The organism is Arthrobacter sp. TMN-49, assembly GCF_054511095.1.
In genome coordinates this window covers 1-15,104 of record NZ_JBTNDH010000021.1, presented here as the reverse complement: position 1 = coordinate 15,104, position 15,104 = coordinate 1, and the positions used below count along the sequence as shown (strand labels likewise).

Below are 15,104 nucleotides of genomic sequence, written 5' to 3'. Positions count from 1 at the left end.
AATTATTGTATGTATGACACCAGTTTAGAAGGGAAGGCATGATATTGCCCAAAACAGTCAGCGCCCGCGCCCCGGCGCCCGGAGTGGCAGCGTCCTGCATGGGTGATCTTAGCTGGCCAAAATGGCACGCAAGCCGTTGAGGAAGGCGCTTGTTTCCGCCTCGGTGCCGGCAGTGACCCGCAAATGTCCGGGAATTCCGACGTCGCGAATCAACACGCCATCAGCCAGCAAGGCTTCCCAGACGGCGTGGGGGTTCTCGAGCCCGCCAAAGAACACAAAATTCGAATCCGAGGGCGCGGGTGTCAGGCCTAGGGCTGTCAGCTCCCGCACGATTCTGTCGCGCTGGACCTTGATCGCTTCAACATTGACCAAGAGGGAAACTGATGTGCGCAGGGCGGCTACAGCTGTGGCCTGGGTGATGGCTGAGAGGTGGTACGGCAGGCGGACCAAACGGAGGGCGTCGGTGACCTCCGGAGCGGCCGCCAAGTAGCCCAGCCGGGCCCCAGCCAAGGCAAACGCCTTACTCATGGTGCGTGAAACGATCAGGCGCGGGCGGCCCTCGAGCAGGCTCAGTGCGCTGGGCGTTCCGGTGTGAGCGAATTCCGCATACGCCTCATCAACAATGACGATGCATGCCGATGCTTCACCGGCTTCGTAGACAGCCTTCACCACGTCCAAGCCCAGGGCAGTTCCGGTGGGGTTGTTCGGTGAGCACAGGAAGACGATGTTAGGGGCGTGCTGGCGCACCTGTTCGGCCGCCGATGCTGCGCTCAAACCGAAGTCCGCATCGCGCCATCCCGCGATGTAGCCGGTTCCTGTGCCGCTGGCCAGCAGGGGGTACATCGAGTATGTGGGCGGGAACCCCATGGCGGTGCGTCCTGGCCCACCAAATGCCTGAAGGATTTGTTGCAGTACTTCATTGGAGCCGTTTGCGGCCCACACGTTGTCATCGCTGAGGCCGTGGCCGAGGTAGGTTGCCAGCTCCTGGCGGAGAGTGCTGAATTCCCTGTCGGGGTACCTGTTGAGGCCTTCCAGTTCCGCAGCGACGGCTTTCAGGATGGCTTCCTTGGCGTCGGCGGGGACACCGAAGGTATTCTCATTGACATTCAGCAGCACCGGGACGTCAAGTTGGGGTGCACCGTAGGGGTGCAGTCCGCGCAGATCGTCGCGGAGTGGCAATTGGCCTAGGCGTTCAAACTGATCCATGGTTCCAGCTTAATTGCCGGGGGCGGCAAACACCGAAACCGTGACAGTATGCGGACACTTTGCCCCGGCCACCCGTTCGTGGGTTTGCCGGCTGCCGGTGTTCTACTGCGGGATGGGCACGAAGATCCGCTGCCCTGCTTGCAGTACGCCTGTGCTGAGTTCGTTCAGGGCAACGATCTCCCGTACCACTTCGCGGACGTCCCGATTCGGATTGGAGGCGCCGGCGATGCTCCATAAACTGTCGCCCTGGAGGACAGTCACCGAATGCGCGTAACTGTCCATATCGATGGCCGGATGCTCAGCGCTGGCGTTGGCAGGGCTTGCCAGGGAGCCAAAGACAATTGCCAAGGCGATGAACACCAGCAGTGAGGAGGCAACGATGGCCGGCACACCAAAGAGAACAAGCCTGCCCCTGCGCGTCAGCGCCAGCTTTGCCGCGGGGGCAGCTCGCCAATGATGCTGGGCGGAGCCGGCCGGGCCGGCGCCGAACAGGGCCTTGGGTGTACTACTAAGAGGTCCTGCAGAGATAACCATTGCATTCATGACTTCTCGTCCTTTCACAGTGGATCTAGATCCCTGGCCACACATGCCGACTGGATCGAAATTCCATACTTCGTATCCTCGATAGAACGTATGTTCTAATTTGCTACTAGTACAGTTTTAGCATCTATTGACGACACTTGCCAAGGGTTGATAGAACAAATGTTTGAAATTGGCCGTATTGTGGCTTAAACTTGAATCACAAGGATTGGCCGCTAGATGCAGTCCACCAGCAGGCACTGACATTGTTCAGGGCAGCCACGAAAGGACCCGGAACCATGGCGCTTCACGAACCTCCGCACCGCATCCCCCAAGCACCCAGCCGCGCTGGCATGAAGGGGCTCACTGTTCGGCAGAAAAAGATCCTTGAGTGCATCCAGCGCTCCATTGCCGACAAGGGCTACCCGCCCTCCATGCGTGAAATCGGCGACGCCGTCGGGCTGGCCAGCCTGTCCAGCGTCACGCACCAACTGACCCAGCTTGAGCGCCACGGCTACTTGCGGCGCGACCCCAAGCGCCCCCGCGCCATGGAAGTTCTTATCCCACTGGTTTTGGACAACGGCGAGGTGGAGATTGAAGGGGTCAGCGCACCATCACAGCTACGCAGCTCCAACGGGCTCAACTTCGCCGAACTCAGCAGCTCCTCTGACACTGCCTTTGTTCCGTTGGTGGGCCGTATTGCGGCCGGCGGTCCCATCCTGGCCGACCAGTCGGTCGATGACATCATGCCGTTGCCACGCCAAATTGTGGGCAGCGGGGAGCTGTTCATGCTCAAGGTTCAAGGTGATTCCATGATCGACGCGGCCATCTGCGACGGTGACTGGGTGGTGGTGCGCCAACAGCCAACAGCCAACAATGGCGACATTGTGGCTGCCCTGCTCGACGACGAGGCCACTGTTAAAACGTTCCGTCAGCGTGACGGGCACACCTGGTTACTGCCCCAGAACACCCGCTATGAACCCATTCTGGGGGACCACGCAACCATCATGGGCAAAGTGGTGTCGGTGCTCCGAAGCCTCTAGTCGCGCCAAATAACACGCATACGGATTCATGGTTCCTAAGGCCCAGGAACGGGCATTTTCCGGCTACTATCCGACACGTCGGCCGCGGGCGGCCTTTGGTGTCTCCTTTACGTAGCCTACAAAAATACCCGTTCCTGGGCCATAGCGTTATTTCCCGGAGAGCCGCTTCAGGGCCGCCAAGGCCACGGCGCGGTCCTTGGTGGCCCAGAACGGCGGCAGTGCCGCGCGCAAGAATCCGCCGTAACTGGCGTTGGCCAGGCGGGAATCAAGAACAGCCACCACTCCCCTGTCGGCGCTTGAGCGAATCAGGCGCCCCACGCCTTGGGCCAGCCGCACGGCTGCATGGGTTGCGGAGATGGCTATGAAGCCGTCGCCGCCGCTTTGTGCCACGGCCCGGGCCCTCGCTGTCACCAGCGGGTCATCGGGTCGCGGGAACGGAATCCTGTCAATGACCACCAGCCGGCAGGACGTTCCTTGAACGTCAACGCCTTGCCACAGTGACATGGTGCCGAACAGGCAGGTGTCCGGTTCGTCGGCGAATTCCTTGATGAGCCCAGCCATGGAGGAATCGCCCTGGCACAGAATCTTGACCGAGAGTTTCTTGCGCAATTTTTCAGCCGCGTCCTCTGCCGCTCGGCGCGAAGAGAACAACGCCAGGGTACCGCCACCGGCGGCAGTGATCAGCGCAGCCAGTTCATCAAGCTGCTCGGCCGACATGCCAAAGCCTGGTTTTTGCAGGTGCGCAGCCACGTACAGCATGCCTTGCTTGGGGTAGTCGAAGGGAGAGCCGACGTCGGCCCCCGTCCAGGCGGGTGCCTCGGGACCCAGCAGGCCCAGCCCGCCGGCCGTGGCCTGGAAGGATTCGCCAATGGCCAACGTTGCCGAAGTCAGCACCACTGTCCGGTCCGCGAACAAGCCCTCACGAAGTTTCATGGCCACACTCAAGGGGGCAATGTTAATGACCGCCGGTTCGCCGTCGTCAGCCTTCTGATAACCCTTGCCGGGGGTGAAACTGCCTGGCCGTGAAGCCCACACCACCTCACGCGCATCAGCGGCAGTGAGCAGCCGCTCGCACAGATCAAAGATCAAGTTCAGCCGGGCCCGGGCAATGGACCTGCCGCCGTCCACTGCGGCGTTGCCCTCCGGTTTGGAATCTGAGAGTGCCGCCCGCACGGCGTCGCGCACTTGTGCAACGGCCTGGCTTTGAACGTCGTTCAGGCCGTTGGGCAGCAAACCCTCCGCCGTCCCGGCAAAAGCCAGATCCAGTGCCGTAGCACTGGCGTGAATGGCCTCAACCGAAACAGCTGTGTGCTTGCGGGTACTGGAGGCTGCCGCCTGCACCATCTGCACCGACAGTTGCCCGGTGACGGCACCGGTGACCCTGTCCTGTAGTTCGTGGGCTTCATCCACCACCACCACGTCATAGTCCGGCAGAACCGCAATGCCCTCGAAGGCGCTGATGGCCAGCATGGCGTGGTTTGTCACCACGATGTCCGCTTCGGCGCCACGGGCGCGGGCCAGCTCCGAGAAGCATTCAGTGGCCAGCGGGCACTTCTGCGCCCCCAGGCATTCCATCGAGGTGACGGAGACTTGCCGCCACGCCTTGTCGGTAACGCCGGGGACTAACTCATCCCTGTCGCCTGTCTGCGAGTCCTGCGCCCATTCGCGCAGACGCACCACTTCCCGCCCGAGCAAGGAGGTGGGTCCGGTGGTGGCCCCGGGCAGGTGAGTCACGGAGGAATCCTCCCCCAGCGTGAACAGGGCCCCTTCACCGGTGTCCTCGGACGGGAAACCACCGCCCAGCTTCTGCTTGCACACATAGTTACTGCGGCCCTTGACAAGAGCCACGTCAATGGGGCGCGGCAAAACAGGTGCCAGGGCAGCCAAAAGCCGCGGCACATCGCGGCCCACAATCTGGGCCTGCAACGCCAGGGTGGCCGTGGCCACCACTGAGGGCTTGTCACTGGTGAGCGCATTGACGATCAGCGGGATCAAATAGGCAAGCGACTTTCCGGTGCCCGTCCCGGCCTGAACCAACAGGTGATCCCCACTTTCAATGGCGTCCACCACGCGGCGCACCATTTCGTGCTGACCGTCACGGCGCTGGCCGCCCATGGACTCGACAGCCCTGTCCAGAAGTTCCAGTGCTTGTTGCGACAATTCACTATCAGCCATGTTGGACAAACGGTTCAACCTCGGCTGCCAGATCTTCGCGGACCCGCACATGGGCCACAGTTCCTTGTTCGCCGTGTTCCAGCGTGATGATCTCGGCGTCGGAGCGGTGCAGCTTGTTCAAAACATCGCCGCGGTCGTAGGGGATGAGCAGCGTCAAGGTAACACTGGGGTGGGGAATTGCCACGCTGATGGCCTGGAGCAGCTCATCGATGCCCTGGCCCGTGCGTGCCGAAACCACCACCGTGTTGGCCTCGTGCTGGCGCAGCCGTTCCACCACGAACGGGTCGGCAATATCCACCTTGTTCAAGATGATCAGCTCAGGGATCGCCAACGCCTCCACTTCGGCGAAGACGGCTCGCACGGCTGCAATCTGACCCTCGGGATCGGGGTGTGAGGCGTCAACAATGTGCAAGATCAGGTCGGCGTCGGCCACCTCCTCCAGGGTGGAACGGAACGCTTCGATCAATTGGGTGGGTAGTGAGCGCACAAAGCCCACAGTGTCCACCAGGGTGTAGCCCAGGCCGTCGGCTGTCTCGGTTTTGCGCACCGTGGGGTCCAAGGTGGCGAACAAGGCATTCTCAACCAGCACGCCAGCATCGGTGAGGCGGTTCAGCAGCGAGGACTTTCCGGCATTGGTGTAGCCGGCAATGGCAACTGAGGGCACATTGTTGCGTTTGCGGTTGGCGCGCTTAGTGTCGCGCGCTGGTTTCATGGCGGCAATCTCGCGACGCAACTTTGCCATCTTGGTGCGGATTTTTCGCCGATCGAGTTCCATTTTGGTTTCACCCGGGCCACGGGAACCAATACCGCCACCGGCAGCGCCCACCCGTCCACCCGCCTGGCGGGACATGGATTCGCCCCAGCCACGCAGGCGTGGCAGGAGGTATTCCATCTGAGCCAGCTCCACCTGGGCCCGGCCTTCCCGGGATTTGGCGTGTTGGGCGAAAATGTCCAGGATCAAGGCTGTTCTGTCAATGACCTTGACCTTGACAACCTCTTCCAAGGTGCGGCGTTGTGACGGGGCCAGATCGCCGTCAATAATCACGGTGTCCGCCCCGGTGGCGTGCACAATTTCCTTGAGCTCCTGGGCCTTGCCGGTGCCAAGGTAGGTGGCCGGGTCGGGCTTGGCACGGCGCTGCACCAGACCGTCCAGCACCTCGGAGCCGGCTGTTTCGGCCAGTGCGGCCAGCTCGCGCAACGAGTTCTCGGCGTCGGCCATGGTGCCTTGGGACCACAACCCTGCCAGGACCACCCGTTCCAGCCGCAGCTGGCGGTACTCGACCTCTGTGACGTCTTCGAGTTCCGTGGACAGCCCGGAGCGGCGGCGCAGGGCATGCCGTTCGGCAAGTTCATCCTGCGCGCCGTCAAAGCTGCTGTGCTGGACGTCAAGGCTCGACACGGCCTGAGCCTGCCCACCCAAGGGCCGTGTGGCGGGAGTTCCTGCGTGGGGATCCTGGGCATCCACGTCATCATCGGCACGCACGGCGCGGCTTGTTGCTGCGTCCTTCGCCAAGATCCGTTCAATCACGGCTTCAATCTCGGCAACAGAGAGATCCGGGCCGTTCTGGCCGGACTCCTGCGTTGGTGTCCCGTTTTTGCCGTGTTCGGGCAGCTTGTTATCGTCGGAACCAGTGTGTGCAGATGCGTTGGACATATTCTCCTCATAGACGCTTACCCTCAATCGTAGTCTGGGCCGCCCACACTCACACCTTTTCAGCCCAGAGCTTGTGGATAACGCGGTTACCGCCTCCGCCCGGCCCTTAGGTGCGCCTAGATTCCCAATCACGGGAATTCGCACTAATCTGGCATGACTATGGGTACTCAGGGCGCAGATCACTATTTCAGTTCACAACCGTCAACACCGATGAAACGCCGTCCCCTCAGCGTGGTTTTAGCCGGTGAAAAACGTCAATTGCAAACGGCCGGCGGCATCTTCAGCCCCGACGGAGTGGACAAGGGCACCACCATTTTGCTCTCCGAAGCACCACCGCCGGCCTCCGACGGGAACCTGTTGGACATTGGCTGCGGCTGGGGCCCCGTTGCCTTGAGCCTTGCGCTGCGCTCCCCCGACGCCACCATCTACGCCGTGGACGTCAATGAGCGCTCCATCGACCTGACCAACGACAACGCCAAGGCCCTGGGGCTGAGCAATGTTCACGCCTCAACCCCGGACGCTGTTGATCCGGCTGTGCGCTTCAACACCATCTGGTCCAACCCGCCCATCCGCGTGGGTAAGTCGGAACTGCATTCGATCCTGCTGATGTGGCTGCCACGTTTGACGCACAATGGCACCGCCTATTTAGTGGTTCAAAAGAATCTGGGTTCGGATTCCTTGCAGCGTTGGCTGAGCACCGAACTCACCGAGCAGTTCCCCGACGCCGGATTCACCGTGGCCCGTGACTCCACCAACAAGGCCTTCAGGATTCTGCGCGTCACCCGCACCAAGCCCTGAGCCCCGGAAGCCCGCACAGTGAAGACGCCGCGCCCGTTACGGGCGCGGCGTCTTCGCGTTGGTGCTGCCCATTGCGGTCCCGGTTAGTGCACACCGTCGGCAAGGACGCCATCGGCAACGATGACGGCCGGGCCGCTGAGTTCCACGTGTTCGTTGCCGTCGGCGCCCGGAAAGAACCGCACACCCACTTCACCGCCGGGCACGGCAACAATCCAACTATCGGGGGCCTCAGTACCGGCCCAGAAGCGGATGGCCGCGGCGGCCGCGCAGGCTCCGGTGCCGCAGGAAAGCGTCTCCCCCACGCCACGCTCGTGGACGCGCATGCTGATGTGTCCGACGTCGTCCCGCACCAGGGGCTCGGCCGGCACCACCAACTCAACGTTCGTTCCGTACGGGGGCTGCGGCGTCACTGTGGGAGCCTCACCGAGCCGGGTCCCCGCCAGCTCGCTCAGGTCCGCCAAAGCCACTACCGTGTGCGGATTGCCCATGCTGATGGACAGGGCCGGGCGTTCCACCTCCAAGCCGGCAGCGGCCACCAGGGAATCCGATCCGCCCTGTGCCGCCTGTTCGGGGAAAATGAACGACCAAGGGCCCATGTCGACCCGGTAGCCGGTGGCCGTCCGTGCCACCACTTTAATGCCGGCCCGCGTGCCAATGGTGAGCTCTTCGCCGGGCTCGAGGGTGGCTAGGCCCTGGGCCAGCAGGAAGTGCACAAAGACCCGCACTCCGTTGCCGCACATTTCGGATCGGGTTCCGTCAGCGTTGCTGTAGTCCATGAACCATTCGGCGTCGGGGTGTGCCGCCACCAGCCCAGCCCCCTCGCTGACATGTCTGGAGCGAACCGCGCGAATCAATCCGTCGCCACCAATCCCCAGGTGACGATCGCACAGCCTGGCAATCTGATCGGGCGCAAGGTCACGCAGACCATCGGGGTCGGCCAGCAACACAAAATCGTTGCCTGTTCCGTGGCCCTTGGAAAAGCGCATGCCTGTCAGGGAAGTGGTGGCGTTAGTCATGGATTAACCCTAAAGCAAGTGGCGTTCGCCGCGGTACAAGTGTGCACTTCGCGGCACCGATGAGGTCTCAGCCCTCGATGGTGGCGCGTACCAGCCCGGCGGCTGCCGCAGCCAAATCGTTGCGGGCCCAATCAAGCCAGTGCACCCGCGGATCGGCACGGAACCAGGTCAGTTGGCGGCGGGCAAATTGTCGGGTGGCCACAATGGTCCCCTCGCTGGCTTGGGCCACTGTTGATTCGCCGTCCACGACGTGCAGGAATTGTTGGTAGCCCAACGCCTTCTGGGCTGTCCGCCCTTCGCGCAAGCCTTGTGGAATGAGTGCTTGAACCTCCGCCAGCAGCCCGTCGGCAACCATGCCGTGGACCCGCCCGGCAAGGCGCTGGTGAAGTTCGGCGCGGTCACCATTGAGACCTATCTGCACCGCCGGGGAAAAATACTCACGCTCCGGCATAAACGAGCTAAAGGGCCGTCCTGTCAGTTCATGGACTTCCAGTGCCCGCACCACCCGCTTGCCGTCGCTGATGCGTGCTGCGGACACGGGATCCACCGTTGCCAGGCGGGCTGCCAGGGTGGCCAGGCCCGCACGTTCCAGTTCAGCCTCCAGCGCCGAGCGAACTGTGGGGTCCGTGCCGGGAAACTCCAGCACGTCCAGGGCGGCCCGCACATAAAGTCCCGAGCCGCCTACCAGAATCGGCAGTTTCCCGCGCGACCGAACATCGGCAATGGCAGCGCGCGCCAGGTCCTGAAAGGTGGCCACTGTGGTGTCTTCACGCACAGTCAAAAAGTCCATCAGATGGTGCGGGATTCCGCGGCGTTGCGCCAACGGCAGCTTTGCTGTCCCAATGTCCATGCCCCGGTAGAACTGCATGGAGTCGGCGTTGATGGCTTCCCCGTCAAAGCGTTCGGCCAGTTGCAGGGCCAGCTCAGATTTCCCGGACCCCGTTGGCCCGACGACGGCGACCACCGGCAACGCTGCTGCGCTCACGCGGTGCGCACCGGCAGGGCTGGCATGCCCAAGCTGACCTTCGGCCGAGTGCCGCCGCCCGCGCCTGCTGTGGGCACGCCGCAGGAGTCGGCCTGCGCCAGATCCCAGGCGTCCCCTGCGCGTGAACGGCGCAGTTTAAAGTCGGCAGCTGTTGCGGGGTCGGCCACCACATGGAAGGCGGCCGTTTCGGTGATGGTGACGGTGACAAGATCCCCCGGGCGGGGGGTTTGCGCCCCTTCGGGAACACTGAAGTGGACCAGGCGCTGATCCCGGGCCCGGCCCGAGAGCCGGTTGGTCTGGGCTGCCTTGCGCCCGGAGGTCGCTGTCACCATGACTTCCACTTCTATGCCCAATTGGGCCGCGTTTTCTTCGGCCGAGATCCTGTCCTGGAGCGCTGTCAGGCGCAGGAAACGTTCCTGCACCACTTCCTTGGGCAGTTGCTCGGGCAGATCTGCCGCCGGAGTACCTGGCCGCTGTGAGTATTGGTACGTGAAGGCTGTGGCGAAGCGCGATTTTTCCACCACATCAAGCGTCGCCTGAAAGTCCTCCTCGGTCTCGCCGGGGAACCCCACGATGATGTCAGTGGAAATAGCAGCGGAGGGTATCTGATCCCGAACCTTGTCCAAAATGCCTAGGAACTTGGCAGAGCGGTAGGAGCGGCGCATATCCTTGAGGACCTTGTCCGAACCCGATTGCAGCGGCATGTGCAGCTGCGGCATGACGTTGGAGGTTTCCGCCATGGCGGCAATGACATCGTCGGTGAACGCGGCCGGGTGTGGGCTGGTGAAGCGGAGACGCTCCAAGCCCTTGATCTGGCCACAGGCGCGCAGTAGCTTGCCAAAGGCGAGCCGATCACCAAACTCAACACCATAGGAGTTCACGTTCTGGCCCAACAGCGTCACCTCAATGGCGCCGTCGTCCACCAACGCCTGCACTTCAGCCAAGATCTCTCCCGGGCGGCGGTCACGTTCCTTGCCGCGCAGCGACGGCACAATGCAGAAGGTGCAGGTGTTGTTACAGCCCACGGAAATACTGACCCAGCCCGAATAAACGGCGTCTCGCCGGGTGGGAAGAGTGGAGGGGAAGACTTCCAGCGACTCCAAAATTTCCATTTCAGCGTCGGCATTGTGGCGTGCCCGCTCCAACAGCACCGGCAGTGCGCCAACATTGTGGGTGCCGAACACCACATCAACCCAGGGCGCACGCTTTTGGATGGTGTCCCTGTCTTTTTGCGCCAAACAGCCGCCCACGGCGATTTGCATGCCCGGATTGATTTCCTTGATGTGCGCCAGCATGCCCAGATTGCCGTAAAGCTTGTTGTCCGCGTTTTCCCGCACGGCGCAGGTGTTGAACACCACAACATCCGGTACCGCATCACCGTTGGCGTCAAGAATTCGTCCCGGGCCTGCTTCCTCCACAGCCACCATGCCAGCGGTTTCCAACAGCCCAGCCATGCGCTCGGAGTCGTGAACGTTCATTTGGCAGCCGTAGGTGCGCACCTGATAGGTCCGTGGGAGGGCATCGGGTGCGGGGACACCGATCTCGGCAGTGCTGGCAGTGCTGGCTGGGGTGGCGGAAGAATCAACGCTGTTTTGGGCAAGGCTCACCACAACAGCTTAAGACCTACCGCTTGGTATCCGCTAAACCGGCACTCGGTGGACAGTCCGGCGCTAAACGAGGCTACTTAGGTGTCGATTTCAGAAGTCGTCTGCACTCTCTCCCGCGCAATTCCGGGGTTGTGCAGACGAGTATGGACACGGAAATGTCAGAGGTCCCCTGCGCGGAACTGCATTCTGCTCAATGGTCCTCTGCACCAACAGTCATTTTTTCAGAAGTCGTCTGCACCAAATAGCGGCGGCTATTGAGTCGAAGCCCCAGCGGCTCCTGTTGCCGGGACCCATCGGTAGAGGGTAGGGACGGAGACACCGAGGCTGTTGGCAACTTCCCGGGGCGGTGTTCCTTGGTTGAGGAGTTTACGGGCGGAGCGGATCTTGGCTTCCGTCATAATGCGTTTGCGGCCGCCTACTCGTCCTTGTTCGCGCGCGGCCCGGAGTCCGTAGTGGTATCGATCGCGTCGGTGAGGCTGACGAAGCCTACGCCCCGGTTGTTCAGGCCGCCGGCGAAGTCCAAGAGGTCTTTCACGCTCCGGCCCAGGCGGTCCAGCTTCCACACCACCAGGGTGTCACCGTCGCGCACGGTGTCCAGCGCCTAGTCAAGTCCGGGGCGTTGGGATGTGGTGCCGCTGACTGTGTCTTCGTAGATTTTGTCGCATCCGGTCTCCTTCAGGGCGTCGAGCTGCAGGTCCAGGTGCTGGTCCCTCGTGGAGACCCGGGCATAGCCGATGCGGTGTGCGGTCAGGTGTGTTCTCTTCTCAAAACTCAATCAGGGGCTTTGGTTTGACTGTACCGTTTCGAGAACTATTTGTGAGAACGGCCCACCTCGAGCTCGGTTTTCGTCCCCACGGCGGTTTTCCGCAGAAAGACGCCCCTTTGCGGCCGCTCGCCGCGAACACCACGATTCTCAAATCAACCTATTCTTGAAATCCTTCGTTTCCGAGAAAGGCTGCCGTGCCGCAGGAGGGAAAGTCCCGCCAACTTCGGCCAGCGTGAGCAGAACGCTGGGAGCAGCTTCCCACGAAACTCACCTAACGCCGCGCACCTGCGCATGGCGTAACTGGGCTTATCACTGCGATTCACGGAAGCAGGGGGTCGCTGATCGCAGCCAGGCTAACACCCTCGTCTAGCCGCGTTCTCGTCGCTCATCTGCCGAGGTCGGCTGTGAGGAATGACGTAGGGGAGGCCAGCCGTGACCGACGAGGCTCTCCCCGATATTGGTTGCATTCGTCTTTGCTGGAAATTTGTCAGTAGCCAGTCCGAGGCCAGGCTGCTAGGCGGATTGTCCTTTCCGCCGAGTAGCGAACCACGACGGCAATGAAATGACTAGGCCGACAATCCCGACTCCCAAAATGCCCCACAGCGAAGGGTGGAAGTTGTTTGTCAGGTTGTTCTCGTCCGCAACGAGACCAGCATTGATGAGACTGACCGATCCGCAAACAATTAACGTAATGCTAACCGCTAGGAGTAACCCCCAGCGCTTAGATGCCTTGCTGTTCAAGACGTCCCTCCAGTTCGATTAGTTGCAAGGGTTTAGAGAGTACTGAGCATAGGACGACCGATAACGATGCGGTTCGATATTCCGTGACCCCTTGAAGAACGCCGCCACCTGGCGGCACTGGTACTGCCAGTACATCTGCGTCGTGTTTGCAGTTGTCCTATTGTAAGTCCGGTGGTTCAGGTACGTACTCGGCGTTTTGACAAGGGCTTCCTTCCACCCCTCCGTAATTGCCGGTCCGAAGGTGGCGTTGAAGCGGTTCCACCGAGTGGGGACGATTGAGAGGGACACCGCTCCGTCGCGGAGTATCCATGAAGCACTCTGGATAGGTTTGGTTCCCCACAGCGGATCCGCTACAACTGGGTAACTAACCTTCTCGTCGTGGGCAACTACCTGAGTAACTTTTGATCCCTCGATCTCGTACCGGGCCGGTACGGTCTGACCTTCCGCATCCACCGCCCAAGCCGCGGCAACGCCCCCAATATAGCTTCCGTCTCCGTCTAGGAAGGCGATACCTCCTCGGTCTGCGTAAGGCTCGCGCCATCGGGCAAATCGAAGTCATAGACGTATTGAGTGGGAGCCTGTGCGTCGTCGATGACCGTTGTTACCTGGACGCTGCCATAGTCTTTGACGAGCGGAATAGTGTGGGGGCCGTCGGAATTATCGTAGGCAATGACGCCATCACCGATCTGCTCGGCAGGGCCCCCGTCTGCGCTTGCGGGAGCGTGAGTGAGATGAATGTTCCATCTTTATCCTGCATCTCGATGGGCAGCGAGGTGTCGGACGGGATGGTCACAATGGAGTTTCCCGCTTCAACATCGACTGACTCGCCAGTGGTTGCGATGTCCTCAATGGGTGAGTTCGCCACCATGGGAGCCAGGCCATTCGGGACCGATTCGCTACTGACCTGCTCAAGCGTGGAAAGTACGTCGCTTGACTGGACGGGCGCTGCATTGGCTGCGGGAGTTGTCATGGAAACTCCAATAGCTACGGCAACGCCAATACCTGCAATCTTCCTGCTTTTCGATTTCCCCCCCCCCCATATCGCGTGAATCCCATCTCCTTCGAGTAAGAATTGAACCTGACGGAATCTGCAAGTTCAATTGTTGATACTAGTGCAGGAGGGGGAGAAAACGACCCGATTTTGGTCGCGTTTCTATATCAAACGTTCTTTCCAGCTTCAGAGGTAGGGGCACCGTCAGGCCGTTCACATTGGAACGGCAGACCAGCAAAACACGGGAAGGCATCCCCGGATCTTCGACTACCAGCCAGGTGTGTTGCGTTGGGCGGGCCCGTCGATTAGGCGGGATACGGTGTTCTCCCCCGCGCATCCATTTACACCAATGATCCAAAGAACAGCAGAATCAGTCACATACCGTCGTGGAAGCCGATCTGCCGCAATACCTTCACGGACCAAGGCTTCACCGGCGCCAACCGGGCGCCTCCCGGGCTCATGGAAGCACGGTGCAGACGACTTCAGACATTCTGTGCAGTCGACTTCTGAAAACGACATAAGGGCTCGCTGATTATTTGGTTGGTGTGTCTCGTGTTTTAGGGTGTAGTTCCATTCGGGGTGCCATTCGGGCCTGTTGAGGGTGTCTGTTGATCATTCTTCTGGACTCCAGTGCTGCCCTGTCCTGATTGGGTATTTTGACGCCGGTGGGATGGATGCCTTGTCGAGTTCGGCGTGGACGGTGAGTCCGGTTTTGGTGGTGGTAGCGGCGATGAAATTGACGATGACTTCGTGGCTGGTCAGCGCTCGGTCGCGCCAGTTCAGGGAGATGCGAGAGAAGAGCTTGTGCTCGATCTTGTTCCATTTGCTGGTGCCCGGGGGCAGGTGGCAGACCGTGATGGACAGGCCCGTTTCGGTGGCCAGTGCGGCAAGTTCGGTCTTCCACAGGCGGGTCCGGTAGCCGTTGGAGCCGCGGCCGGCGGCGGTGATCAGCAACCGGCTGGCGCCCGGGTGGGTGGTGCCGACGTCATAGATACAGTAGGGGTTGGCCTTGCCTTTTCCTTGTCGATGAAGTCGTGAACCTTGACCTGTTCACAGTTCTCCGGTGGGGTGCCATTGTTTTTGTAGTCCCCGAGGAGTTCCTTCATTCTTCGTGTCCACGGAAATGACCGGTTTGTGGCCCTCGAGGTGGTTGGCGGCTTGGGCAGTTTCGCCACACTCTCCGCTCCCACACGGCGTCCTTCTTCGGTGAGCTCGGTGGCCAGTTTCACAGGTGGAGAGGGTTGTCCATGACAAGGGGATTTAGGGTCCCCGCTGCGGGTGGGTTCCACCTGCTTCCCGTTCGTTGACGCGCTGTTGGACCCTTGAGCGTGCTGCACCCGAGGCACGAGTCACCGCGGAGATCCCGCCATGACCCAGGGAACAAGCCTCGACCGCCAGCATCAAGCGCGTGGCAAGTTCATCGAGGTGGGGCAGGATCGTGGCGAACTTCGCACGCAGTAAATCGAGAACTTCAACGGAAATGGGCAAACATCCGAGGGTCAGAACCGTGCGGGCCATGCGGATTTCCGGGCCCATTTGATGGGGCGCGTGGCCTGGGTGGCGAGCGTCAATCCGGCGCGAGGGGCAACGCTGCGCACCATGT

The 15,104-nt window shown here is 61.3% G+C and carries 13 protein-coding genes and 2 pseudogenes; 2 read left to right on the top strand and 13 right to left on the bottom strand.

What is annotated here, in order from left to right:
* Positions 1–108 precede the first annotated feature (108 nt).
* Together ACX80E_RS11085 and ACX80E_RS11080 are read right to left on the bottom strand one after the other, a co-directional pair.
* Complete coding sequence (locus ACX80E_RS11085) at positions 109–1,206, bottom strand: histidinol-phosphate transaminase (protein ID WP_459301988.1); 1,098 nt, start codon at positions 1,204–1,206, stop codon at positions 109–111.
* 102 nt (positions 1,207–1,308) lie between these two features.
* Positions 1,309–1,749 carry a LysM peptidoglycan-binding domain-containing protein gene (locus ACX80E_RS11080; protein WP_459301987.1) on the bottom strand — a complete coding sequence of 147 codons (441 nt, stop codon included), beginning with the start codon at positions 1,747–1,749 and terminating at the stop codon, positions 1,309–1,311.
* A 275-nt stretch (positions 1,750–2,024) separates the two neighbouring features.
* Between ACX80E_RS11080 and lexA the strand changes: the two genes are divergently transcribed.
* Positions 2,025–2,768 (top strand): transcriptional repressor LexA, encoded by a 744-nt coding sequence (lexA, locus tag ACX80E_RS11075; protein WP_459301986.1) that lies wholly within the window; start codon positions 2,025–2,027, stop codon positions 2,766–2,768.
* 147 nt (positions 2,769–2,915) lie between these two features.
* Here lexA and ACX80E_RS11070 read toward each other — a convergent pair whose 3' ends face one another.
* Positions 2,916–4,943, bottom strand: coding sequence for an ATP-dependent DNA helicase (locus ACX80E_RS11070; protein ID WP_459301985.1), 2,028 nt, complete (start codon positions 4,941–4,943; stop codon positions 2,916–2,918).
* Positions 4,936–6,597: a GTPase HflX gene (gene hflX / locus ACX80E_RS11065; RefSeq protein ID WP_459301984.1), complete on the bottom strand. Its 1,662-nt coding sequence runs from the start codon at positions 6,595–6,597 to the stop codon at positions 4,936–4,938. The genes ACX80E_RS11070 and hflX overlap by 8 nt, the downstream gene beginning before the upstream one ends.
* A 153-nt stretch (positions 6,598–6,750) precedes the next feature.
* On the opposite strand from hflX, the gene ACX80E_RS11060 reads away from it, so the two are divergent.
* Entirely contained in the window at positions 6,751–7,395 is a 645-nt protein-coding gene (locus ACX80E_RS11060) for a class I SAM-dependent methyltransferase (protein ID WP_459301983.1), read from the top strand.
* 83 nt (positions 7,396–7,478) lie between these two features.
* On the opposite strand, the gene dapF is transcribed toward ACX80E_RS11060, so the two are convergent.
* The 9 genes and pseudogenes from dapF to ACX80E_RS11015 all read right to left on the bottom strand — a co-directional run bounded on the left by dapF (position 7,479) and on the right by ACX80E_RS11015 (position 15,019).
* Positions 7,479–8,411 carry a diaminopimelate epimerase gene (gene dapF, locus ACX80E_RS11055; protein WP_459301982.1) on the bottom strand — a complete coding sequence of 311 codons (933 nt, stop codon included), beginning with the start codon at positions 8,409–8,411 and terminating at the stop codon, positions 7,479–7,481.
* A gap of 67 nt (positions 8,412–8,478) precedes the next feature.
* On the bottom strand, positions 8,479–9,396 hold the full coding sequence (gene miaA, locus ACX80E_RS11050; RefSeq protein ID WP_459301981.1) for a tRNA (adenosine(37)-N6)-dimethylallyltransferase MiaA: 918 nt from the start codon (positions 9,394–9,396) through the stop codon (positions 8,479–8,481).
* Positions 9,393–10,874: a tRNA (N6-isopentenyl adenosine(37)-C2)-methylthiotransferase MiaB gene (gene miaB, locus ACX80E_RS11045; RefSeq protein ID WP_459302043.1), complete on the bottom strand. Its 1,482-nt coding sequence runs from the start codon at positions 10,872–10,874 to the stop codon at positions 9,393–9,395. The genes miaA and miaB overlap by 4 nt, the downstream gene beginning before the upstream one ends.
* 380 nt (positions 10,875–11,254) lie before the next feature.
* Entirely contained in the window at positions 11,255–11,401 is a 147-nt protein-coding gene (locus ACX80E_RS11040) for a helix-turn-helix domain-containing protein (protein ID WP_459301980.1), read from the bottom strand.
* A 17-nt stretch (positions 11,402–11,418) separates the two neighbouring features.
* A pseudogene (locus ACX80E_RS11035) lies at positions 11,419–11,778 on the bottom strand (recombinase family protein).
* Between the two features lie 750 nt (positions 11,779–12,528).
* Positions 12,529–12,963, bottom strand: a complete 435-nt coding sequence (locus ACX80E_RS11030; protein ID WP_459301979.1) for a DUF2599 domain-containing protein — start codon at positions 12,961–12,963, stop codon at positions 12,529–12,531.
* 148 nt (positions 12,964–13,111) lie between these two features.
* On the bottom strand, positions 13,112–13,480 hold the full coding sequence (locus ACX80E_RS11025) for a hypothetical protein (protein ID WP_459301978.1): 369 nt from the start codon (positions 13,478–13,480) through the stop codon (positions 13,112–13,114).
* A gap of 288 nt (positions 13,481–13,768) precedes the next feature.
* Positions 13,769–14,641: pseudogene (locus ACX80E_RS11020) on the bottom strand (ISAzo13-like element transposase-related protein); the annotation flags it as partial.
* A gap of 120 nt (positions 14,642–14,761) precedes the next feature.
* Positions 14,762–15,019 (bottom strand): hypothetical protein, encoded by a 258-nt coding sequence (locus ACX80E_RS11015; protein ID WP_459301977.1) that lies wholly within the window; start codon positions 15,017–15,019, stop codon positions 14,762–14,764.
* Between the last annotated feature and the right edge of the window lie 85 nt (positions 15,020–15,104).